This window comes from Rhizobium sp. BR 317, assembly GCF_047445835.1.
GTDB classification, from domain to species: Bacteria; Pseudomonadota; Alphaproteobacteria; order Rhizobiales; family Rhizobiaceae; genus Rhizobium; species Rhizobium paranaense.
Genome location: NZ_JARWLB010000007.1, coordinates 139,243 through 160,055, shown reverse-complemented (window position 1 = coordinate 160,055; position 20,813 = coordinate 139,243). Strand labels below are relative to the sequence as shown.

The following is a 20,813-nucleotide window of genomic DNA, read 5'->3' as shown; positions in this document are numbered from 1 at the left end:
TCCCTCGTTTAAAATGTGATAAATTATCTCATTTGCGAAATGTGATAAACTCTCTTATATCGTCTGTCAAGAACGACGGGCGAGTGGTGGCATGACGCAGGAACCGATTGTGAAACGCAGGCGCAGCAAGGAAGAGGCGGGGACACCGCGCCGAATCCCCAGCCAGCAGCGCGGCCGCGAGCGTGTCGAGCGGATCTTATCGGTTGCGATGGAGCTGATCGAAAAGAACGGCAGCGACGCATTGCGTATGGGCGAGATCGTCGAAAAGGCCGGAGTCTCCTTCGGTTCGCTCTATCAATATTTTCCCGACAAGACCGCCATTATCCGTGTCCTGGCCGAACGCTTCAACGAACAGGGGCGGCAATGTGTGGAGATCGAACTGGCGCGCGTGCAAAGCACTGACGATCTTCAGGGCGCGCTTGGCAGCATCGTCGACGGTTACTACGCGATGTTCCGCGATGAGCCGGTCATGCGGGATATCTGGCATGCGACCCAGGCGGACAAGCTTCTGCAGGAGATCGATGCCGAGGATATGGAATGGCATTCTCAGGCTTTTCTGGCCGTCCTTCATCGTCTCTGGCCGACGCGTGATTCCGAGGAGCTGGCTCGGATTGCGCGACTGACCATGCAATTGGTCGCCGCCGCCGTGCGCTATGCGATTTCGCTCGAGAAGGAGGAGGGCGACAGGGCGATCGCCCTGTTTAAGGCAATGCTGCCCGCTGATATCGGTGCTGTTTCGGAGAAGCCGCCGCAATCGATGCAATAGCCTCTGGAAGAGGCGCGCAGAGGACCGATCCGTCTGGAAACCTCGGCCACTTGCTGCTATTGCCGCAGGAATGTCTTAAATAGCGAAGGAGGCCTGCATGACCACCCAGATGACATTTTCCGATCGCGCCGTCATGGCCGAACTGGTGGCGAAGATGCTTTGGGAGATCAAGGCGGTGCATTTCAGCGCCGAGAAGCCTTATAAGTTGGCTTCCGGCATGGCGAGCCCGGTCTATATCGATTGCCGTAAGCTGATTTCCTACCCGCGCATTCGTTCGACAGTGATGGATTTCGCCGCCAGCATCGTCATGCGCGACGCCGGTTTCGAGCAGTTCGATTGCGTTGCCGGCGGCGAGACGGCGGGCATTCCCTTCGCCGCCTTCCTCGCCGAGCGTCTTGATCTGCCGATGATCTATGTCCGCAAGCAGCCGAAGGGCCATGGCCGCAATGCACAGATCGAGGGCCATATGCCGGAAGGGGCCCGTGTATTGGTCATCGAGGATCTGACAACGGCGGGCGGCAGCATGTTTACGTTCATCGACGCCATCCGTGCTGCCGGCGGCATCGTCGACCACGGTATGGCGCTGTTTTACTACGGCATTTTCCCGGAAGCCGAGGAGCGCTTTGCCAACGCGAAGGTTCGGCTCCACCATATCGCCACCTGGCGTGATGCGCTTGCCGTCGCCAAGGCGCAAAAGCTGTTCGACGACAAAACGCTCGAGGAAGTGGAAGCTTTTCTCAACGCGCCGCTCGCCTGGTCTGGCCGGAATGGCGGCGTATCGGAACTGGCAACAAAGTGATGCTTTGCTTTTGCCGTAAATTTATCTAATCGATTTACGGACTACACTGACAGACATGCCATCGAGGAGGCCGGAATGATATTGTGCTGTGGCGAAGCTTTGATCGACATGCTGCCGCGAGATACGACGCTGGGTGAAAAGGCCTTTGCGCCCTATGCCGGCGGCGCGATCTTCAATACCGCGATTGCGCTTGGCCGTCTTGGCGTTCCGACCGGTTTCTTCACCGGCATTGCCGACGACATGATGGGCGATATCTTGCGCGAGACGCTCGCGGCCGCCAAGGTGGATTACAGCTATTGCGCTATCGCTCCGCGTCCGAGCACGATCGCTTTCGTCAAGCTCGTCAACGGCCAGGCGACCTATGCCTTCTACGACGAAGGTTCCGCCGGCCGCATGATCACCGAGGCCGATCTCCCCGCTTTGGGAGATGACTGCGAAGCCCTGCATTTCGGTGCCATCAGCCTGATCCCGAATCCCTGCGGTGCGACCTACGAAGCGCTGATGAAGCGCGAATATCAAAGCCGGGTGATCTCGCTCGATCCGAACATCCGCCCCGGCTTCATCAAGGACAAGCCGGCGCATATGGGCCGCATCAGCCGCATGGCCGCCATGTCCGACATCCTGAAGTTCTCCGATGAAGATCTTGAATGGTTCGGCATCGCCGGCAACCATGACGAACTTGCGGCTCACTGGCTGAACCAGGGCGCCAAGCTGGTCGTTGTCACCAAGGGCGCCGAGGGCGCGACGGGCTATACGAAGTCATTGAAGGTGACGGTGCCGAGCGAACGCGTGACCGTGGTTGATACCGTCGGCGCGGGCGACACGTTCGACGCCGGCATCCTGGCATCGCTGAAGATGAACAATCTGCTGACCAAGGCGCAGGTTGCATCTCTGGATGAGAAGGGGCTTCGCGACGCGCTGGCCTTGGGCGCCAAGGCCGCGGCCGTTACGGTGTCCCGCGCAGGTGCCAACCCGCCCTGGGCGCATGAGATTGGGCTGTAAGAGGTCCTATCCCGCCCCTGGCGGCGGGAAAGCAATTTCTTAGGATTAGGCGAGGGCTTGCCCCTTGTCTAATTCTTAGAAATTGCAAGGGCGGGGGTAGGCAGGGACGTGACCAATGTCCAGCGGATCAGTGCAAGAAGCGGACCTCCACCCTTGCAATTTCAATGGCTTAGAAATTGCGAGAAGCTTTTGAAGATGCAGAGCTTCCGGTATCGCAATTCCTAAACCAATGAAATTGCTTTCTCGCCCGCCAAGTGCGAGATAACCTCGCGTTTGCCGCACCTTCACGTAAAAGGGCCCGCCTGACGCAACAGACGGGGCCATTTTATTCTTGGTCGAAGAGACTTACTTCGCCCGGCTTGCGAGCGCAGCCACCAGGCCCTGCGTCGACGAATCGTGGCCGGCAGCGCTTTCCTTGCCTTCGATGACCGGCAGCAGGCCGGTTGCCAGTTCCTTGCCGAGCTCGACGCCCCACTGGTCGAAGGAGTTGATGCGGAAGAGCACGCCTTCGACGAAGACGCGATGTTCATAGAGCGCGATCAGGCGGCCGAGTGCGTAGGGGGTCAGCTTGTCGTAGACGAAGGTGATCGACGGGCGATTGCCGGTGAATACGCGGTGCGGCGCGATGAAATCGGCCTTTTTATCGTCCATGCCCTTGGCGGTGAGCTGGGCCTTGGCTTCGGCGAAGGTGCGGCCCTTCATCAGGGCTTCCGACTGTGCCACACAGTTTGCCACCAGCAACTGGTGCTGGTGGCGCAGATCCGGTTCGAAGGCATTGGCGGCGATCATGAATTCGGCCGGAATGATGCTCGTGCCCTGGTGGATCAACTGGTAAAAAGCGTGCTGGCCGTTGGTGCCGGGCTCGCCCCAGACGACCGGGCCGGAATTGCCCTCGACCGGCGTGCCGTCGATGGTGACGCCCTTGCCATTCGATTCCATATCGAGCTGCTGCAGATAGGCGGGGAAGCGCGACAGGCGCTGGTCATAGGGCAGGATGGCGCGGGTCGTGTAACCCAGCACGTTGCGATGATAGAAGCCGATGAGGCCCAGCAGCATCGGCAGGTTTTCCTTGAGCGGCGCCTTGCGGAAATGGTTGTCCATCGCATGCGCGCCGTCGAGGAATTTGCCGAAATTCTCCGGACCGACAGCAATCATCAGCGGCAGGCCGATGGCCGACCAGATCGAGTAGCGGCCGCCGACCCAATCCCAGAAGCCGAAGACGCGCTCGCTATCGATGCCGAAAGCGGCAACCTTGTCGAGCGCGGTCGAAACGGCGGCGAAGTGATGCTGAACAGCAGCTTCACCAAGAGCCTTGGCGATGAAGTTGCGCGCCGTCTGGGCGTTCGTCATCGTCTCGATGGTGGTGAAGGTCTTGGACGCGATGATGAACAGCGTCGTTTCCGGCGCAACGAGCTTCAGGATATCGGCGATATGGGCGCCGTCGATGTTGGAGACGAAATGCGCGCGCGGGCCATCATGGAAGGGGGCAAGCGCCAGCGTCGCCATGACCGGGCCGAGATCGGAGCCGCCAATGCCGATATTGATGACGTCGGTGATCGCCTTGCCGGTCGCGCCTTTCAGCGTGCCCGAGCGGATACCGTCGGCAAATTTGCCCATGGCCGCTAGCACGCCGTTGACGTCAAGCATTACGTCCTTGCCATCGACGAAGACCGGCGTATTGGAGCGATTGCGCAGCGCGGTGTGCAGAACGGCGCGATTTTCGGTGAAATTGATGGCAACGCCCGAAAACATCTCGTCGCGCTTGGCTGCAATACCGCCTTCGTTGGCGAGCTTTTCGAGAAGCGCGAAGACCTCGTCGTTCACCGCAGTCTTGGAATAGTCCATCAGCAGGTCGTCAAGCGCGGTGCTGAAGCGGGAGAAACGTTGGGAGTCGGCTGCAAAGGCCGCGCGGATATCCGTGGCTTTGGTGGCCGCTGCAGTGCTCTTCAGTTGTTCGACGAGGGCGTTCATGGGGGCTCCTTGCGGTTCACGCCGCAGGCCATCTGGCGAGGGCGGGGCACTCTGAGTTGGTCGCGGAAACTATTCGCTTTGTAAGGGGTAAATCAAGTTCGCGCACCGGTAAAAACGAAAAAAGCCGCCCGCGGAGAAGGGCGGGCGGCTTTCCGAATGGCATGGAATAGTGACATCCAATTATGTCAGTTACGCAATTCCTTGCGCAGGATTTTGCCGACATTCGATTTCGGCAATTCGCTGCGGAATTCGATGAAGCGTGGCCGCTTGTAGTTGGTGAGGTTTGCAACGCAATGCGCCTTGACATCGGCCTCGGTCAACGCCTGATCCTTTTTGACGATGAAAAGCTTGACAGCTTCGCCCGAATGTTCGTCCGGCACGCCGATGGCCGCGGCTTCGAGAATGCCCGGATGCATGGCGGCGACTTCCTCGATCTCGTTCGGATAGACGTTGAAGCCGGAGACCAGGATCATGTCCTTCTTGCGGTCGACGATCTTGGTGTAGCCGCGCTCGTCCATGAAACCCATGTCGCCGCTGCGGAAGAAGCCGTCCGCTGTCATCACGCGTGCGGTTTCGGCCGGTTGCTTCCAGTAGCCCGCCATGACCTGCGGCCCGCGGATGCAGATTTCGCCGACCTCGCCGAGAGGCAGCGATCTGCCGTTCTCGTCGCGAATGTCGAAATCGGTGCCCGTGATCGGCAGCCCGATCGTTCCGGAGAATTGCGAACTGTCGAAGCGGTTGGCGCTTGCAACCGGCGAGGTCTCGGAAAGGCCATAACCTTCGGTGATCCAGGCTCCCGTCATTTTTTGCCAGCGCTCGGCAACCGGCCGCTGCACCGCCATGCCGCCGGCGAGGACTGCGGTATGGGACAGATCGAGCTTGGCGAATTCGGGATTGTTCATCAGCGCGTTGAACAGCGTGTTCAGGCCGGGGAACATATCGAACTTGTATTTGCCCAGCTCCTTGATGAAGCCCGGTATGTCGCGTGGGTTGGCAATCAGGACGTTATGACCGCCGAGTGACATGCCCATCAACGAATTCACCGTCAGCGCGAAGATGTGATAGAGCGGCAATGCGCAGACGAAAGTTAGCTGTTCGGGGCGCGGCTTGTTGATATAGGCGGATTGCAGCCAGAGCAGCAATTGCTGCTGGTTGGCGAGCAGATTGGAATGGGTGAGGATCGCGCCCTTGGCAACGCCGGTGGTGCCGCCGGTATATTGCAGGAACGCAATATCTTTGCCCGTGAGTTCGGCTGGTCTCAACGGCAGGCGCGCGCCTTCGGAGACCACACCCTTGAAGCCGCGATGGCCGGGGATGGACCATGCCGGCACGAGCTTCTTCACCTTGCGGACGATGAAGTTGACGATGTGGCCCTTGATGCCAAGCATGTCGCCAAGTGCCGTGACCACGACATGGCGCACATCCGTATGCCCCAGAACCTGCTCCACCGTATGAGCGAAGTTTTCAAGAACGAAGATCGCCTTGGCGCCGCAATCGCGAAGCTGGTGCTCGAGTTCGCGCGGCGTGTAGAGCGGGTTGACGTTGACGACCACGAGGCCGGCGCGAAGTATGCCGTACACGGTCACGGGGTTTTGCAGCACGTTCGGCATCATGACGGCGACGCGATCGCCCTTCTGAAGGCCGAGGCTCTGCAGCCAGGCGGCGATTTTGCGCGTCTGCGTATCGAGGTCGCGATAGGTAATGGATTTGCCCATGCTGGTGAAGGCGAGCTTGTCGGCATAGCGCGCGCAGCTTTCTTCCAGCAGTTCGATGAGCGATGCGTGCTCCAACGGCGGCAATTCGGCCGGTACGATATCCGGATAGGAAGCAAGCCATATTTTGTTGACCTGCGGTCTATCCGAAGGAGCAGAGACTGAATTCATGCGCACTTCCTCCCTTACGCATCATCACGCCTCGCCCTTGGCGAGCCGCGGCTTTGTAGCGTGGCACTGCTTCGCTGAAAAGTCTCCCGCTTTTCACAGTGCTGCCGCTTTTGCCCTCACCTAAAGACGTAGAGCAACAACGAAAAGCTATACTAACTTTGACGTAAACGTCAATAATCCCTGCGCGTTAACCATTTTTTAATAACTTTGAAAAAAGTACTGGAACTTTTGCCAAGACAGCGCGTTAATAGGGCCGTGGGCGAGAACCCACCGGAGCATCGTGCTGCCCCCGTAAACGCTTAAGGCGGATCGGACGCTCCAAAAGTTTATGTGAAGCGTATCCAAGAGGAGGTGCGCACATGCATAAAGAGAGTGCCGATACGATGAGCCGCGATCTTTACATCAAGGACATGTCGATGCTGGTGGCCTGCGATCGGGTCGAGGGGTCGAAGGTCTTTGGATCCGACGGCAAACAAATCGGTCATATAGAGCGCCTGATGATGGAAAAAAGCGATGGACGTATCGCTTTCATCATCCTGAGCTTCGGCGGCTTTTTCGGCATCGGCCAGGACCACTACCGGCTGCCGTGGGAGAAGCTGCGCTATGACGCCCGCATTGACGGCTACCGCATCAATATGACCAAGAACGACGTCGAAAAGGCGTGTCGTTTCGCCAGCAAGGACGATACCCTCGTCCATAAGGACCGTGGCCATAAGAGCCATGACTATTTCGGTGTGCCTCCCTACTGGATGTAGGCATGCAAATAGTCGAAGCCAGACCGGCCCCGTTTGCGCGGGGCTTTGGTTTGCGTAGCTTTTATTGAAACCGCCCGTTCCTTTGCATCACCTCGATCTTGTAACCATCGGGATCGGTGACGAAGAAGAAGAGCGCGAAAAGTTTTCCATCGCGATTGAGTTCAACGATCTTGCCGGGGTTCAGGCCGAGTTCCGTGAAGCGCGTATGTTCGTCCCGCAGTTCGTCGACCGAAACGGCGAGGTGGCCATAGCCTTCTCCGAGCGCATAGGGCTGGACGCGGCCCTGGTTGACGGTCAATTCCAATTCGAAACCGGTCTCGGCACTGCTGAGATAGATCAGCGTAAAGGTCGGGAATGCGACGCGGTCGGCAACCGTGAGCCCGAAAGCCTTGCCGTAGAAATCGACCGAGCGCGCTTCATCGAGTACCCGGATCATCGAATGGATCATTTTCGCCATAGGTAGCCTCCTGCCGCTGTTTTCCCCAAGAACATACCTTTTATGCAAGCTGTGCTCGACGTCGGCATGACTTCTACTAGCCAAATGTCGTGTGCGGGCAAACACCGCGCAGAATGGGCCTCTCAATTCGAATTTGCTACCTCTCATGGCAGGGGCTCGCTGCTGAGCCTTGGCAACCGGAAGGGGAGCGATCATGGACGTATACGAGGCGGTTACGAGCCGACGGGCGGTGCGCGGATTTACCGACCGACATATCCCGAAAGATGTGCTGAAGCGCGTGGTGGCGGCCGCAGCCTGGTCGCCATCCGGATCAAACCTCCAGCCGTGGAACTCCTACCTAGTGACCGGTGCGCCGCTGGCAGAGCTTAAAAAGCGCGCCGGCGAACGTGTGGCCGCACATGATGCCTGGGACGAGCGGGAATACGAGATGTACCCGCCCGAACTGAAATCACCCTATCGCGAGCGCCGATCCGCCTTCGGCCATGAGCGCTATAGCGCACTCGGTATCGCCGAGGGCGATTGGGAGGCGAGGCAGAGGACCGCCTCCGCAAATTGGGATTGTTTTGGCGCGCCTGCGGCCTTGTTCTGTTACATCGACCGCAAGCTGGGCGCACCCCAATGGGCCGATGTCGGCATGTATCTGCAGACCGTCATGCTGCTGCTGCGCGGCGAAGGGTTGCATAGCTGCACCCAAATGGCGTGGTCGGTATATCGCAAGACTGTCGCGGAAGTCCTGTCACCGCCCGAAGGGCTCACCCTCTTCTGTGGCATGTCGATCGGGTATGAGGACGTCACGGTTCCTTACGTCCGTACGGGCCGGGCACCGATCAACGAGACCATCACTTTCGTCGACGGTTGATTGCGATCTCGCTCCGGCAGCTATGTCAGTGCGATTGCAAGCCGATTTTGCGAGTGACCGCGGTTTCAATCAGTTCCATGCCGTCGTAGATCAGCACCGCCATCAGGCCGACGATCAGGCCGCCCTGCAGAATGAAAGCGGTATTGTCGTTGATCAGGCCGGCGATGATGACTTCGCCGAGCCCCTTCGCCGCAACGGTCGAGCCGATGGTTGCGGTGCCAATATTGATGACGGTGGCGATCTTCAGCCCTTCGATGATCAGCGGCAGTGCAAGCGGCAGCTCGGCCCGAAACAGCCGCTGCCAACCATTCATGCCCATGCCGTCGGCGGCGTCCAGTACGGAGGCGGGCACCTGCTGCAGGCCGGCGACGGTATTCTCGAAGATCGGTAGCAGGGCGTAAAGAAAAAGCGCGATCAGCGTCGGCACCGCGCCGAAACCGGTGGTGGAGATGGCGAGCGCCAGCACCGCGACCGGAGGAAAGGTCTGGCCGGCATTGGCGATCGCCCGCGACAGCGGCAGGAAATCGGCGCCGCTCTTGCGGGTGACGAAGATGCCGCCGAGCACGGCAAGAATGCCGCTGGCGGCGATCGAGATGAGGATCAGCTCCATATGGCTGATCGCGAGACCGACCAGGCTGTTTTGCGTATAGATCGGCGATGCACCGAATTTGGTGAGCGGCGCCAGGATCGGCATCAGCCATTCCGGCCGGAACAGCAGCACCAGCAGCAACGCCAGTGCCAGGAACCGGAAGATGTTGGCGGTCAGAAACTTCATGCTTTGCGGCCCAGCTCGATCAAATGCTGCATGGAGATCGAGCCGACCGGCACCTTGCTGTCGTCTTCCACGGCAGCCTCGTCAGCACCCTGCCAGATCATCTCGGCCAGGGCATCGCGCAGATTGAGCGTCTGCGGCAGGCTGTAGCCGAGGCCCGGTCGCGGCGGCTGCATGCTTTCCTTCAGCGGCAGCAGCGACATCAGCTTTAGCGCCCGGTCGGAGGTGCCGGTCAGTTGCTGCACGAAGGGATCGGCCGGCTCGGTCAGGATCTTCCCCGGTTCCGAACATTGCAGCAGCTTGCCTTCGCTCATCACGGCGATCTGGTCGCCGAGATGGAAAGCTTCGTCCATGTCGTGGGTGACGAGCATGATGGTGGTGCCGAACTGCTTCTGGATTGCCAGAAGATCGTCCTGCGCCTTGCCGCGGATGACCGGGTCGAGCGCGCCGAAGGGTTCGTCCATCAGCAGCAGTTCCGGTTCCGCCGCAAGCGCACGGGCGACACCGACGCGCTGTTGCTGGCCGCCGGAAAGCTGGCTCGGATATTTCGCCGCAAAGGTGCCGGGATCGAGATGGAAGAGATTGAGCAATTCCTCGACGCGCCGGTCGATGCGGGCTCTGTCCCAGCCGAGCAATTGCGGCACGGTAGCGATGTTCTGTGCCACGGTACGGTGCGGAAACAGGCCGTGGCCCTGAATGGCATAGCCGATGCGGCGGCGAAGTTCGGTCGCCGGCACGCTCATGACATCCTTACCGTCGACCGAAATCTGGCCGGATGAGATCGGTACCAGCCGGTTGATCATGCGCATCAGCGTCGACTTGCCGGAGCCAGAGGTGCCGACAACGACGGTGATCGTGCCCTTTTCCATGCTCATGCTGACATTATCGACCACGGTGGCGTTGCCGTAGCGCTTGGTCACGCCCTTCAGCTCGATCATGGTGGTCATGCGTGTTGTCCCCGGATGCTGTCGATGACCGCATCGAGGATGACGGCCGATGAGAATGCGAGAAGGACCGTCGGCACGGCGCCGAGCAGCACCAGGTCATTGGCTGTCTGGCCGATGCCCTGGAAGATGAAGAGACCGAAACCGCCGCCACCGATGAGCGCGGCGACTGTAACGAGGCCGATCGCCTGCACCAGCACGATGCGGATGCCGGTCAGGATAACCGGAAAGGCGAGCGGCAGGTCGATGCCGGTCAGGATCTGCCGACGGGTCAGCCCCATGCCGGCGGCGGCATCGCGCACGGACGGGTCGACGCCGGCAAGCCCGACGACAGTGTTGGCGACGATCGGCAGCAACGAATAGATCACCAGCGCCACCAGCGCCGGCGCAGTGCCGATGCCTTGAATGCCGAGCGCGGCTGCGAAAGGAACGTGTGTCGCGATATAGCCGAGCGGCAGCATCAAAATGCCGAACAGGGCCAGGCTCGGAATGGTCTGCACCAAGCTCAGGCCGCGCAGCACGACAGCGCGAAGCCTCGGCTGCCAGTAGCAGAAGATACCGAGCGGCAAGGCAAGCAGGATGGCGATGGCGACCGAGCCGAGCGACAGGAACACATGGCCAAGCGCCTCATTCCAGAACTTGTCCGCATTGTTGGCGTATTCCTTCATGATCGACAGATTGTCGAGCAGGCCGGATCTGAGAATGATGCCGAGGATCGCCGCATAGAGCGCGAGCGCGGCGACGCGAAGCCATGGCGTGAGCTGCAGCTTKACCAGCGCATCCGAGATCACCAGGCCGATGACGGCGAGCAATATCCAGAAGGAGCCGCCCGGCGTAATGCGGGCGACGGTGCTGCTGGCAGGCGTGGCCGCGGTGGAAACAAAACCGAGCGTGACGATCAGAAGGGCAATTGCGAGCGTGGCGATGCCGAGGCGGACGAGCTGGTTGCGCAGAAAGAGAGCGGCGAGGGCGGTGACGATGAGAAGGGCTAGAAGCGCTAAGGCGACGGGCTGGGCGAGGAGCTGCGTCAACAATTGCGGCTTGCCGGCTGCGATGCGGTTTGCCTTGACGATGATGAACGGCATCGACGCCGCCGCGAGGCAGCCACCGGCCACCAGCACCACCCCGAGACGGTCCACCCTGCGCACCGCAAGCCCATCTTCCATCAAGCAAGCTCCGTCAGCGCATGATGCCAAAACCTGCGAAGCGGTTCTTGGATAAGATCATGCCTCATCAAATATCCCTGCGGCCCCACTCTATCAAAGCGAAGCCGCAGGGGTGATAGGTAAAGTCTTACTTCAGGAAGCCGTTTTCCTTGAGGTAGGATTCGGCAACCGACTTGGCCGGTTCGCCGTCCACCTGGATGCGGCCGTTCAGCTTGCGGAGCACGTCGGCAGTCAGGCCCTTGAAGATCGGGGCCAGAACTTCCTCAATCTTCGGATTGGCCTTCAGTACGGCTTCGCGGATGATCGGCGTCGGCGCATAGACCGGCTGCACGCTCTTGTCGTCTTCGAGAACCGTCAGTTCGGCCGCTTCGATGGCGCCATCCGTGCCGTAGACCATGGCGGTGTTGACGCCGTTGGTCTTGTCGGCAGCAGCCTTGATCGTTGCTGCGGTGTCGCCGCCGGAGAGCACGACTTCCTGGTCGGGCTTGATCTGGAAGCTGTAGGTCGTCTGGAAGGCCGGCAGAGCCGCCGGCGAGTTGACGAACTCGGAAGACGCCGCAAGCTTGATCGGTCCGCCGCCGGCAACCCACTTGCCGAAATCGGACATGGTCTTGAGCTTGGCCGGACCGGCGACGTCGTTGCGAACGGCTATCGCCCAAGTGTTGTTTGCCGGCGACGGCGTCAGCCAAACGATCTTGTTGGCGTCGTAATCCAGCTTCTTCGCCAGATCATAACCCTGCTGCAGGTTCTTCCAGGCAGGATCGTCTGATTTGTTGAAGAAGAAGCCGGCATTGCCGGTATATTCGGCGTAGACGTCGATTTCGCCGGCCGTGATCGCCTTGCGCAAGACAGGCGTCGTGCCGAGTGCGATGCGGTCCTTGGCCGTGATGCCGTTGGCGTTGAGCGCGGCCAAGATGATATTGCCGAGCAGCGTGCCTTCCGTATCGATCTTCGAGGAGACCACGACGTCGGCAGCGCTGGCACCACTGGCGACGAAAGCCGTTAGCGCGGCGGCGAGTGCGAACTTCTTGAACATGATGTTTCCCTTTGTACCCCGTTGAACCGTTTGTCTGGCGTATCCGTTCGGTTCAAATCCGGTCCCCGGACACGCCACATATGGATGCGGGCCGAAGAACCCGCATGCGAAGTCCTGTCTGCGTCTGGGAAATAGCGCTCGCCGCCGAAAAATCGATGACACGCCAGTCCGCCACCTGCAGTCGCCGCGCGATTATGACGAGGGTGCCCGGCATAAGCGCGAAAATAGATTTCTTTTTTCGGGGGCAAGTGCGTTTGTTTTTGTTCCCCTTACCCGTTTCGCCGCCGTTCCGATCTCTCAGCGATCAGGATCAGTTAGGCGGTCATCGAACGATAGTCCTGGCCTTTTGGGTTTGGGATATCTTTTTTTGAGAACACACCATATCGTGTCGACATCTTGGTTCGGCTGCATGCGGAGAGGGCATGTGGCAGGCTCTAAAAGGATGGCCGGCTTGTATCTCGGGGCATTGTTCATCGCCGATACGGTTTTCTCGATCGGCTCCGTCAGGGAGACTGCCCGCAGGCTGTCCTTTTCAGCCTCGACCGTGTCGAGCGCGCTGCGGCGGCTGGAAACGGAGCTGGCGATGAAGCTCGTCGAGCGAGCGTCGGGCGAGCTTGCCACCCTGCTTGCCAGCTCGATGGTGCAGAAGGGCCTGCAGCCGATCCTGTCCGCCATGCGGCAGCTCTCAGCGCTGACGAAGGAGCCCCCGGCAGTACAGGACTATCCCGAATGGGCGGCCCGCCTGCCGCTGAAAATCGCCACCATCGAACGTTTCCTGGAGGTCGCCGATCAGGGCAGCATCAATMGCGCCGCCCGCCGTCTGCGTCTCGGTCAGCCGCAGCTTTCGCTGCAGATCGCCAATCTGGAAGAATTATTCGGTTGCCGCCTGTTCGAACGGCAGGCGCAGGGTTCGGTGCTGACCGATATCGGCCGCGAGGTCTATGCCATCTTCGCCGGTATCGCCGAGGCCTGGGACGAGATGAAGGCGACGGCGGACGAGCGATTTCAGCGGGCGGCGCGTGCAGTGCGCATCGGGTCGATCATCCCGACCGGCTCGGAAAGCTGGGTTGCGCGCTCGCTCGCCAGCCTCGTGGCACGCTGGAACATCAGCGGCAACCGCAACACGCTGTCCCTGATGCTGATGACGGCCGACGATTTGCGCGAGGCGCTGAGGTCCGGTCGCATCGACGTTGCCATCGTCGATTCCGTCTTCGGCCTCGATGCTTTCGAGCATATGGAGCTGGTGGCAACCGACATGGTGGCGATCGCGCCGCCTGGCAGCACGGAACAGACGGTGACGGCACTGGTCGAAAACCATCCGCTTTGCGTGCCGAGCCCGCGCACCGGCATCGGCAATGCGGCTACGGCCTTCGGCTATGACAGCGGCGACCGCCGTCGGTTTCGCGGTCGCGACATCACTTCGGCCGACTCGCTTCCCGTCATCGTCGACCTCGTCGCCAATCATGGGTATGTTTCGTTTCTCGGCCGCGTCAGCGCCGCGCCCATCGCCGACAAGGTCCGGATCGTCGATCCGGATCAGACTTTACCGCTCTCCTATCACCTCGCCCACAATGGCCGCCGCGCTTCGGTCGATGCCTGCCGGCTGATCCAAGAGGCGGTGCGGGAGCTGGTGGGCGGAACGGAAACCGCCCCGGCTTATGGCAACAGGCCGCATTTCTCACAAAGCTCATAGCTTTCGGCCATTCGGAACCATGCCTTCCCCCTGCGCGTTTATCTTCATGCCCCCGCATGCGCGGGGATGATGGCATCCAAGTCGGCACAGGTGTCGCCGGCTTACGGGATGCGTTCAAGGAGAAGAGAAATGAGGATCATTGCAGCGGCGTTAGTAGCGCTGGGCATCCTCGCTTTGCCAGTGACCGTTGATGCTCACCGCTACTATCATCACCATCATCATTACGGCGGCCCCAGCGTGATGGTCTCGCCAGGCTTCTTCGGCCTCTATGTCGGCCCAAGCTATGGCTATCATCGCTACTACTACCGCGATTATTATCGCGACCGCTATTGGGGTGGTCCGTATTATGGGAACTACCGTTATTGGCATCGTCCCTATTGGCGCGATCGCTATTACGACCCGTGGTACTGAGTAGGCGGGCGGCCCGCGCTCGCGGGCTGGATAAGATGAACGGCGCCGAATGGCGCCGTGGAGATGATTGTTTGGCTGCCGCGAGGTGAGATCAGACCGGGTTCAGCACATGCACGGCATGCGCGGCCATCAGGTGCTTCACTTTCTCCCCATAGGCCGCCATATGCGGCGCGGCCGCATGTGCCTTGAGCGCCGCCATGCTTTCCCATTTTTCAACCACCACGAATGTATCGGGACCGAACGCCGGATTGGCGCCTTCGACATCGACAACGGCGGTATATTCGATGCAACCGTCCTCGGCATGCACGGCCGGAACATTCGCCTGGAAGACTTCGAGCACGGCGGCACGCTTGCCGGGCAGGGCGGTGAGGATGGCGAGAACGTGGATCATGACGTTTCCTTTGAATGGATAGGGTGATTGAGATGCAGGAAGGCGGATTGCGCACATTGCGTGCCCGGTTCTGACGCATATCACAAATAGACGATGACCAAATGCTTGACTTTACTTTGATGCAGTTGCATTTCTCTATCTAGGCGTGAATTTCAATGCGCCGATCTATTGTGGCGTGAGGGGGCTTGCGCCTGAAAATCATGGGGAAAAGATGGCACTTTCTACGCAAGAGCAAATATTGATCGAACAACGCGTGACCAATGAAGCAAAATCGGTCGGCGCAGCCTATTTGCTTTGGTTTTTTCTTGGCACGCTGGGCGCTCACCGGTTTTATCTTGGTAGAACCGGCAGCGCGGTGGCGCAGTTGATTCTATGTGTAGTGGGCTGGCTTACGACATTCCTGATTATCGGCTTTGCGCTCCTGACGGTGCTTGGCATCTGGTGGATCGTCGATGCCTTCCTCATTTCCGCGATGATTTCCGAACAAAAGGAAGAGATTCGGCAACGTCTGACCGATCAGGCGCTCCGGACGAATCAGCAGGCGGAGCAGGCAAAACGCACCGTGATTTCAGCGCATGGGCAAAACGCGTAATCACGTTGGAAGTGGTTCTGCCGGTGGCACAATCAAAAGTAATGACATGACAATCGGCAAACATTAGTGCTTCCCTATATTCCTGATGATGGGAGGAAGCCAATGTCAACCGAATGGCCAATGTTCATATTGCAGTCGATTGTGGTTTTTGGCTTGGTAGGCGCCCTGTTCATAAGGGCCTAGCTATCCCAACGGTCCACCGGCTGAACCGCGGTTTCAAGTTTCCATAACAAGCAGCCCGACCGAACCGGCGGTCGAGCTGCTGTACGATCCGATCAGGGGTCAAATCCAATCAGATAACAAATCAGTATGCTAAACTTATTATGAGTCAACTAGCAGTTTGGGTCTTTTTTGTTTGGAGAAAAAGGCGCTAACGCCGAAACCGGTCAGCGAAGCCTCTAGGCCGTAACCCCACGGTGGGGGCCGCCTTGCTGAGATGGGCTGAAGACTGCAAGTCCTAGTGCAAGCACTAGGGATAGTCATATGACCAAGCATCAGGTTGAGGTGATCACATCGGTCGAGCGGCGTCGGCGCTGGTCTCGAGAGGACAAAGAGCGGCTGGTCGCAGCGACATTTGAATCGGACGCCAGCGTATCGGAGATCGCGCGTTCCGCCGGAATCCATACCGGGCAATTGTTCCGTTGGCGCAAACAGCTCTGCCAAATCTCAGAGCCACCCACGCCGCAATTTGTTCCAGTTGACGTCGTCGCGGCCTTGCCCGCGCCTGATCCTGTGGAGACGGCAGTGCCGCCACGACCGCGCAAGAAGGCGAGCATGGTGACGATCGAGCTTGGCCGGGGCCGACGTCTTCGCGTGGAGAGTGATATTGATCCGGAAGCCTTGGGCCGAATCCTTGACGTTGTGGAGCGACGATGATCCCGGTTCCGAGTGGTGTAAAAGTGTGGCTGGCGACCGGCTATACGGATATGCGGAAAGGCTTCCCAGGTCTGGCATTGATGGTGCAGGAGACGCTGAAGCGGGATCCGCACAGCGGCCATTTGTTCTGCTTCCGAGGTCGCCAAGGTGGGCTGATCAAGGTCATTTGGCATGATGGCCAGGGCGCCTGCCTCTTCACCAAAAAGCTTGAGCGGGGACGGTTCTTATGGCCGTCGGCCGCCGATGGCACGGTGGTGATTACGCCCGCACAGCTCGGATATTTGCTCGAAGGTATCGACTGGCGCATGCCGCAAAAAACCTGGCGTCCGAGCTCGGCAGGATAGCGGAAATCGCTGGAAAGGCAGGAGCGAATATGATTCCATCTTGCCATGACCGAGCCGGCTGATCAGCTTCCCGACGACCTTGCCAGCGCCCACGCGATGATCCTCGCCGAGCGTGCGGCACGCCGTGACGCGGAAGCGGTTGCCGCCCGCGCCCAGGCGGTGAACTCCCATTCTGATGCGCTGATCGCCCGTCTCCGGCTAGAGATCGAGAAGCTGAAGCGCGACATCCACGGCAGCCGATCGGAGCGCAAGGCGCGACTGCTCGAACAGATGGAATTGCAGCTCGAGGAGCTGGAAGCCGACGCTAGTCAGGATGAACTGGCAGCCGAGATAGCAGCACGTTCATCTTCGGTCAGAGCCTTTGAGCGCAAGCGTCCATCAAAGAAGCCATTCCCCGAACACCTGCCGCGCGAGCGTGTCGTCATTACCCCGCCCACCAATTGCCCGTGCTGCGGCTCGGCCAAGCTGGCGAAGTTAGGAGAGGACATCACCGAGACGCTGGAAGTGATCCCGCGTCAATGGAAGGTGATCCAGACTGTGCGCGAGAAGTTCTCGTGCCGGGAATGCGAGAAGATCACCCAGCCGCCTGCACCCTTCCATGTGACGCCACGTGGCTTTGCCGGACCGAACCTCTTGGCAATGATCCTGTTCGAGAAGTTCGGTCAACACCAGCCGCTGAACCGACAGAGCGAACGTTATGCCCGCGAGGGCATCGACCTCAGCCTCTCGACGCTCGCCGATCAGGTCGGAGCCTGCGCCGCGTCGCTAAAACCGCTGCATGCGCTGATCGAGGCGCATGTCCTTGCCGCCGATCGGCTGCATGGTGATGACACCACCGTGCCGATCCAGGCGAAAGGCAAGACCGATACTGGCCGCATCTGGACCTACGTCAGAGATGACCGGCCATTCGGCGGAACATCGCCACCGGCGGCGCTTTATTATGCCTCGCGCGACCGGCGGCAGGAGCATCCTGAGCGTCATCTCAAGAGCTTCACCGGCATTCTGCAGGCTGACGCCTATGGCGGCTACAACCCGCTATTCAAGGCTGATCGCGATCCGGGTCCGCTGACTCAGGCGCTGTGTTGGGCACATTCGCGTCGCAAGTTCTTCGTGCTTGCCGACATCGCCACCAACGCCAAACGGGGAAAGAATGCTGCCGAGATCTCGCCGGTGGCGCTCGAAGCCGTGAAGCGCATAGACGTTCTGTTCGACATTGAGCGCGACATCAACGGACTATCTGCCGATGAACGATTAGCGCGACGCCAGCAAGACAGCCGTCCACTCATCGACGAACTTCAAGACTGGCTTAGCTGCGAGCGGGCAAAGCTGTCGCGCAGTTCACCGGTCACCGAGCCCATCGATTACATGCTGAAGCGCTGGGACGGCTTCATATCGTTCCTCCATGACGGTCGGATCTGCCTGACGAATAATGCCGCCGAACGGGCGCTGCGCAGCTTCGCTCTCGGCAGAAAATCCTGGTTGTTTGCTGGCTCCGATCGCGGCGCCGACCGCGCCGCCTTCATGGCGACGCTAATTATGTCCGCCAAGCTCAATKACATTGATCCGCAAGCGTGGCTTGCCGACGTGCTCGCCCGTATCGCTGATACACCGATCACTCGGCTCGAGGGGTTGTTGCCCTGGAATTGGATGTCATCGTCACCAAATGCCGCTGCTGCATAGGATCAACTGATGGGACACGAAACCGGCGGGGCTGAGTCTGAAAGTATCCTCGCTGTTGTTCGCGATATATTGCTTCGTGCTTGGGATCCGATCGGCATATCTGACATTCCCGAAGCCCAGGACGAATATGACGCCTATGCCGACGTCGTATGCGGCATGCTGGTCAATGCCAACGCAACGGCAGAAGACATCGCCAGCTACCTCTTCGAGATTGCGACAGAGCATATGGGCCTGTCATATCCCGAGTTGGCCAAGCGATGTGAGAGAGCCGCACGAAGAATCCTGGCACTTCGATAAAACCGGCATGCAGGATCAGGCTAACCGCGGTCTTCACCGTATGGGTACTCTAGGCCTCGCCGTCAAAACTGTGCGCACCTCACATCAAGATCGCACCTATTCAATCGTGCCCACGCCCTCGATATGTCGTTGGAACGCCAGCCGCTTCATGGCATTGCGCGAGAGTTTCCAGCCAGGCTGCCAGTCCATCCGGCACTTTGGCATTCCCCACTTCCATGGCTTCCACCCACGACAGATCGCATTGCAGGGCACTTGCCAAATTGATCGGCGTCCAACGGATATGCAAAAGGCATTCAGAAAAGCGTTCTGGGGTCATGAATATCCTCCGCGATAGCGTTCACGGTGTCAGAGGGTAGTGCGAAGTCAAGCGGCACAGGTAGCTTACTTTTGAAACTGTAGGCTTAATCGCAACACTGTCGCCATAGTTCAAAAGAACTTCCGTCCACATAACAATTTGATTCTATCGAAGAAAAATGGTGTGAGCACGACCTTTAATAAAAAAGCCGCAGCTTGGCACTATGACTAGTTGGTGCATGTCATCACGCCGTCTCTGGTATATCTTTTCTCTCTCGCACAATGGCTTTAGCCACCTAAGTCCCCCGCCGCTATTCCCTATCGTACATGCCTGCTCGCCCAAATTCGTCGTAGTCGCGGCTCATCACTATGGCAAAGCTCTTTCAGCCGTCGTCAGGAAGACTAATGTTGAAGCTGTCATATGCAACATGTAAGCCGTGATCTCGTCAGGGACTTCTGTGGGTGTCGACCCTTGCCCATGACCAGCAAGCTTATTCCTGCCTGTCGGTACACTACTTTCGAGGAGGCTTCTAAGAGAGGAAAGCTGTGTCTGCCAAAATGAAGGAACGAGCCCTTTGTCGAACATTACGGCGATAAGGTCTTTTGCCCCGCCTTTGGGATCGTAAGCCCACCTTCGTTTGTCACAAATAGCCTTCATGGTGCTCTCGAAAGCTTTTAGGCAGTCAACCAGCGCTTCCTTGTTGTTCCCATCCTTGTAGTGTTCGTATGCGTTGATGAACTCTTCGTGGGGTCCACGGTACTCCCTTGTGTTCAGGAGATTTAAAGCAGGTTTCACAGCCTCAGCATGAAGGAGTTGGGAATCGACCCGGATAATCTCACCGTCCACGAACTGGTAACCGACCCCATTTTCTTTGAAACGCTCGTTCAGCTCTTCAATGGCTCCGTCACAGATTTGACCACCACTTGATCCATGAATGTAATCCCGCTGACGTGCGACCAAATCAACAGCGCGAAAGCTTATTTCAACAACGTCGAGGCATTGCTCCACGTTCTCAACTCGCAGCAAAAAATCAAAAAGCTCCTTTCCATAAGAAACTCCGTATCTGTCATTTGTTGGTGGCAAATAAAACAAGCCATACTCTCTGCATAGCCCCTCAACTATTGTTTTGTATGTTTCGTTGACTTGAGGTTCTTGATATCTTTCTCCCGGATTTCCTAGTGCTTCACTTATTATATGGACGATCTGCACTCGAAGCTTAGGGGGGATTGAAGTGTAGGTGTAAACATCCGGGACCTCTCCCCTCAATTGGCTTTGTCGTTTTGAAAATAAGCCCCACACGGCCATTGCGAACCTCTACCCTGATTCCCGAGTTGTGTAGAGATTCAGTCAGATTCAACCAAAAGAGTCGAGAGCAACCCTCGTCTGGAAACAGCATAATTTCTCTGAGAAAATCTCGGGGTGCTATACACTAAGGCACTAGACCCCTGAACCCCTGAACCCCCCAGTACCCCGTCGAGGACATTCGTGGTGGGAGGGAATGCTTTTGAGCTTTGCTATTCTCTGTTGGAGGTTCTGCCCGTCATCACGCCATAAACTTTCGGGTCCACCCTCGAATCAGCGCCATCTCATTCTATTCTCATTACACAGATGCCGCTTTAGCTCAGTCGGTAGATGAGCGAGCTTGTCGAGCGTCGTCAGTGTTCGGAGATGCAATTGAAAATACTCAGGGAATTGCAAAGGTTTTTGGTGCCGCTTACGTGACTCGAACACGTGACCCCATCATTACGAATGATGTGCTCTACCGACTGAGCTAAAGCGGCATTCCGGGGGTTCGGTATGGCCCCGCGATTTGCATGGGGCTGA

General features: G+C 58.7%; 22 protein-coding genes and 1 tRNA gene. 12 read left to right on the top strand and 11 right to left on the bottom strand.

Features of this window, described 5'->3' with window-relative positions; all coding sequences use genetic code 11:
• Positions 1-91: 91 nt before the first annotated feature.
• The 3 genes from QD357_RS13515 to QD357_RS13505 all read left to right on the top strand — a co-directional run bounded on the left by QD357_RS13515 (position 92) and on the right by QD357_RS13505 (position 2,567).
• Entirely contained in the window at positions 92-766 is a 675-nt protein-coding gene (locus QD357_RS13515) for a TetR family transcriptional regulator (RefSeq protein ID WP_107106883.1), read from the top strand.
• A 97-nt stretch (positions 767-863) separates the two neighbouring features.
• The gene (locus QD357_RS13510; protein ID WP_107106884.1) at positions 864-1,565 is read left to right on the top strand and encodes an orotate phosphoribosyltransferase; all 702 of its coding nucleotides are present in this window, start codon (positions 864-866) and stop codon (positions 1,563-1,565) included.
• Between the two features lie 75 nt (positions 1,566-1,640).
• Entirely contained in the window at positions 1,641-2,567 is a 927-nt protein-coding gene (locus QD357_RS13505) for a carbohydrate kinase family protein (RefSeq protein ID WP_107106885.1), read from the top strand.
• A 345-nt stretch (positions 2,568-2,912) separates the two neighbouring features.
• On the opposite strand, the gene pgi is transcribed toward QD357_RS13505, so the two are convergent.
• Positions 2,913-4,538, bottom strand: coding sequence for a glucose-6-phosphate isomerase (pgi, locus tag QD357_RS13500; protein ID WP_107106886.1), 1,626 nt, complete (start codon positions 4,536-4,538; stop codon positions 2,913-2,915).
• 185 nt (positions 4,539-4,723) lie between these two features.
• Positions 4,724-6,421 carry a long-chain fatty acid--CoA ligase gene (locus QD357_RS13495; protein ID WP_107106887.1) on the bottom strand — a complete coding sequence of 566 codons (1,698 nt, stop codon included), beginning with the start codon at positions 6,419-6,421 and terminating at the stop codon, positions 4,724-4,726.
• Between the two features lie 359 nt (positions 6,422-6,780).
• On the opposite strand from QD357_RS13495, the gene QD357_RS13490 reads away from it, so the two are divergent.
• Complete coding sequence (locus tag QD357_RS13490; RefSeq protein WP_107106888.1) at positions 6,781-7,176, top strand: PRC-barrel domain-containing protein; 396 nt, start codon at positions 6,781-6,783, stop codon at positions 7,174-7,176.
• 61 nt (positions 7,177-7,237) lie between these two features.
• Here QD357_RS13490 and QD357_RS13485 read toward each other — a convergent pair whose 3' ends face one another.
• Positions 7,238-7,633, bottom strand: a complete 396-nt coding sequence (locus QD357_RS13485; protein ID WP_107106889.1) for a VOC family protein — start codon at positions 7,631-7,633, stop codon at positions 7,238-7,240.
• A gap of 193 nt (positions 7,634-7,826) precedes the next feature.
• Here QD357_RS13485 and QD357_RS13480 point away from each other — a divergent pair, with 193 nt between their 5' ends.
• Positions 7,827-8,492: a nitroreductase gene (locus QD357_RS13480; protein WP_107106890.1), complete on the top strand. Its 666-nt coding sequence runs from the start codon at positions 7,827-7,829 to the stop codon at positions 8,490-8,492.
• 25 nt (positions 8,493-8,517) lie between these two features.
• On the opposite strand, the gene QD357_RS13475 is transcribed toward QD357_RS13480, so the two are convergent.
• The 4 genes from QD357_RS13475 to QD357_RS13460 form a co-directional block, all read right to left on the bottom strand.
• Positions 8,518-9,267: an ABC transporter permease gene (locus QD357_RS13475; protein ID WP_107106891.1), complete on the bottom strand. Its 750-nt coding sequence runs from the start codon at positions 9,265-9,267 to the stop codon at positions 8,518-8,520.
• On the bottom strand, positions 9,264-10,211 hold the full coding sequence (locus QD357_RS13470; RefSeq protein WP_107106892.1) for an ABC transporter ATP-binding protein: 948 nt from the start codon (positions 10,209-10,211) through the stop codon (positions 9,264-9,266). The genes QD357_RS13475 and QD357_RS13470 overlap by 4 nt, the downstream gene beginning before the upstream one ends.
• A complete protein-coding gene (locus QD357_RS13465; RefSeq protein ID WP_107106893.1) occupies positions 10,208-11,374 on the bottom strand; it encodes an ABC transporter permease in 1,167 nt (388 codons plus the stop codon). The genes QD357_RS13470 and QD357_RS13465 overlap by 4 nt, the downstream gene beginning before the upstream one ends.
• A gap of 127 nt (positions 11,375-11,501) precedes the next feature.
• Positions 11,502-12,410 (bottom strand): ABC transporter substrate-binding protein, encoded by a 909-nt coding sequence (locus QD357_RS13460; RefSeq protein ID WP_107106894.1) that lies wholly within the window; start codon positions 12,408-12,410, stop codon positions 11,502-11,504.
• 451 nt (positions 12,411-12,861) lie between these two features.
• Between QD357_RS13460 and QD357_RS13455 the strand changes: the two genes are divergently transcribed.
• Both QD357_RS13455 and QD357_RS13450 read left to right on the top strand, forming a co-directional pair.
• Positions 12,862-14,103 (top strand): LysR family transcriptional regulator, encoded by a 1,242-nt coding sequence (locus QD357_RS13455; RefSeq protein ID WP_414124465.1) that lies wholly within the window; start codon positions 12,862-12,864, stop codon positions 14,101-14,103.
• A 129-nt stretch (positions 14,104-14,232) separates the two neighbouring features.
• The gene (locus QD357_RS13450) at positions 14,233-14,514 is read left to right on the top strand and encodes a hypothetical protein (RefSeq protein WP_107106895.1); all 282 of its coding nucleotides are present in this window, start codon (positions 14,233-14,235) and stop codon (positions 14,512-14,514) included.
• A gap of 91 nt (positions 14,515-14,605) precedes the next feature.
• Here QD357_RS13450 and QD357_RS13445 read toward each other — a convergent pair whose 3' ends face one another.
• Positions 14,606-14,905 (bottom strand): putative quinol monooxygenase, encoded by a 300-nt coding sequence (locus QD357_RS13445; protein WP_107106896.1) that lies wholly within the window; start codon positions 14,903-14,905, stop codon positions 14,606-14,608.
• Between the two features lie 211 nt (positions 14,906-15,116).
• On the opposite strand from QD357_RS13445, the gene QD357_RS13440 reads away from it, so the two are divergent.
• The 5 genes from QD357_RS13440 to QD357_RS13420 all read left to right on the top strand — a co-directional run bounded on the left by QD357_RS13440 (position 15,117) and on the right by QD357_RS13420 (position 18,694).
• Positions 15,117-15,497 (top strand): TM2 domain-containing protein, encoded by a 381-nt coding sequence (locus QD357_RS13440; RefSeq protein ID WP_107106897.1) that lies wholly within the window; start codon positions 15,117-15,119, stop codon positions 15,495-15,497.
• A 483-nt stretch (positions 15,498-15,980) separates the two neighbouring features.
• Positions 15,981-16,373, top strand: coding sequence for an IS66-like element accessory protein TnpA (tnpA, locus tag QD357_RS13435; RefSeq protein ID WP_107106899.1), 393 nt, complete (start codon positions 15,981-15,983; stop codon positions 16,371-16,373).
• The gene (gene tnpB, locus QD357_RS13430; RefSeq protein ID WP_107106900.1) at positions 16,370-16,717 is read left to right on the top strand and encodes an IS66 family insertion sequence element accessory protein TnpB; all 348 of its coding nucleotides are present in this window, start codon (positions 16,370-16,372) and stop codon (positions 16,715-16,717) included. Before tnpA ends, tnpB begins: the two co-directional genes overlap by 4 nt.
• A gap of 96 nt (positions 16,718-16,813) precedes the next feature.
• Positions 16,814-18,397, top strand: coding sequence for an IS66 family transposase (gene tnpC, locus QD357_RS13425; RefSeq protein ID WP_414124464.1), 1,584 nt, complete (start codon positions 16,814-16,816; stop codon positions 18,395-18,397).
• A gap of 9 nt (positions 18,398-18,406) precedes the next feature.
• On the top strand, positions 18,407-18,694 hold the full coding sequence (locus QD357_RS13420; protein WP_245407406.1) for a hypothetical protein: 288 nt from the start codon (positions 18,407-18,409) through the stop codon (positions 18,692-18,694).
• A gap of 100 nt (positions 18,695-18,794) precedes the next feature.
• On the opposite strand, the gene QD357_RS13415 is transcribed toward QD357_RS13420, so the two are convergent.
• The 3 genes from QD357_RS13415 to QD357_RS13405 form a co-directional block, all read right to left on the bottom strand.
• Positions 18,795-19,010, bottom strand: coding sequence for a hypothetical protein (locus tag QD357_RS13415; RefSeq protein WP_107106902.1), 216 nt, complete (start codon positions 19,008-19,010; stop codon positions 18,795-18,797).
• Positions 19,011-19,355: 345 nt separating this feature from the next.
• Positions 19,356-20,294, bottom strand: a complete 939-nt coding sequence (locus QD357_RS13410) for an STM4504/CBY_0614 family protein (protein WP_107106903.1) — start codon at positions 20,292-20,294, stop codon at positions 19,356-19,358.
• Between the two features lie 400 nt (positions 20,295-20,694).
• Positions 20,695-20,770: transfer RNA gene (locus tag QD357_RS13405), tRNA-Thr, on the bottom strand.
• Positions 20,771-20,813: the final 43 nt, after the last annotated feature.

Coding starts and splice junctions, on each gene's coding strand:
- QD357_RS13515 (WP_107106883.1), top strand. CDS start 92: ATGACGCAGGAACCGATTGTGAAACGCAGGCGCAGCAAGGAAGAGGCG.
- QD357_RS13510 (WP_107106884.1), top strand. CDS start 864: ATGACCACCCAGATGACATTTTCCGATCGCGCCGTCATGGCCGAACTG.
- QD357_RS13505 (WP_107106885.1), top strand. CDS start 1,641: ATGATATTGTGCTGTGGCGAAGCTTTGATCGACATGCTGCCGCGAGAT.
- pgi (WP_107106886.1), bottom strand. CDS start 4,538: ATGAACGCCCTCGTCGAACAACTGAAGAGCACTGCAGCGGCCACCAAA.
- QD357_RS13495 (WP_107106887.1), bottom strand. CDS start 6,421: ATGAATTCAGTCTCTGCTCCTTCGGATAGACCGCAGGTCAACAAAATA.
- QD357_RS13490 (WP_107106888.1), top strand. CDS start 6,781: ATGCATAAAGAGAGTGCCGATACGATGAGCCGCGATCTTTACATCAAG.
- QD357_RS13485 (WP_107106889.1), bottom strand. CDS start 7,633: ATGGCGAAAATGATCCATTCGATGATCCGGGTACTCGATGAAGCGCGC.
- QD357_RS13480 (WP_107106890.1), top strand. CDS start 7,827: ATGGACGTATACGAGGCGGTTACGAGCCGACGGGCGGTGCGCGGATTT.
- QD357_RS13475 (WP_107106891.1), bottom strand. CDS start 9,267: ATGAAGTTTCTGACCGCCAACATCTTCCGGTTCCTGGCACTGGCGTTG.
- QD357_RS13470 (WP_107106892.1), bottom strand. CDS start 10,211: ATGACCACCATGATCGAGCTGAAGGGCGTGACCAAGCGCTACGGCAAC.
- QD357_RS13460 (WP_107106894.1), bottom strand. CDS start 12,410: ATGTTCAAGAAGTTCGCACTCGCCGCCGCGCTAACGGCTTTCGTCGCC.
- QD357_RS13450 (WP_107106895.1), top strand. CDS start 14,233: ATGAGGATCATTGCAGCGGCGTTAGTAGCGCTGGGCATCCTCGCTTTG.
- QD357_RS13445 (WP_107106896.1), bottom strand. CDS start 14,905: ATGATCCACGTTCTCGCCATCCTCACCGCCCTGCCCGGCAAGCGTGCC.
- QD357_RS13440 (WP_107106897.1), top strand. CDS start 15,117: ATGGCACTTTCTACGCAAGAGCAAATATTGATCGAACAACGCGTGACC.
- tnpA (WP_107106899.1), top strand. CDS start 15,981: ATGACCAAGCATCAGGTTGAGGTGATCACATCGGTCGAGCGGCGTCGG.
- tnpB (WP_107106900.1), top strand. CDS start 16,370: ATGATCCCGGTTCCGAGTGGTGTAAAAGTGTGGCTGGCGACCGGCTAT.
- QD357_RS13420 (WP_245407406.1), top strand. CDS start 18,407: ATGGGACACGAAACCGGCGGGGCTGAGTCTGAAAGTATCCTCGCTGTT.
- QD357_RS13415 (WP_107106902.1), bottom strand. CDS start 19,010: ATGACCCCAGAACGCTTTTCTGAATGCCTTTTGCATATCCGTTGGACG.
- QD357_RS13410 (WP_107106903.1), bottom strand. CDS start 20,294: ATGGCCGTGTGGGGCTTATTTTCAAAACGACAAAGCCAATTGAGGGGA.